Below are 422 nucleotides of genomic sequence, written 5' to 3' on the forward strand. Positions count from 1 at the left end.
GTATTCCGAGGAGCTTCATCTCTGCGGCTCTTTTTCTTCAGATGAATCTGCGGCGAAAGACCGGAGAGAAAATCTGATTGAGGGCATTGCAAAGATGATGTCAAGTATTTTGAAGATTGACAGAAAGGAAATAGAAGAAGAGACTTCATTCGGCGAGTACGGATTTGATTCTATTACGTTTACCAGACTCGGAAATGAAATCAATCAACAATATGGTACGGAATTATTGCCATCCATTTTCTTTGAATGCAATTCACTGGCTGAAATGACTGATTATGTAATCGAGCAATACGGAGAAATCCTTTTTGCTGAGACAGAATCTTTTTCTGCAGCTGACGAAAAAACATTGTACAGCACGCATCCGCCGGAATCTTATGAACGTTCCCCTGAGCCTGAAAATAAAACTATGCAAGAGGAAAGAC

The 422-nt window shown here is 40.5% G+C and carries 1 protein-coding gene; it reads left to right on the top strand.

Features of this window, described 5'->3' with window-relative positions; translation table 11 throughout:
• On the top strand, positions 1-422 hold a 422-nt coding region (locus JMN17_RS21510; protein WP_202329217.1), incomplete at both ends, for an acyl carrier protein.

This window comes from Bacillus sp. RHFS10, from assembly GCF_016757475.1.
GTDB lineage: Bacteria > Bacillota > Bacilli > Bacillales > Bacillaceae > Bacillus > Bacillus subtilis_G.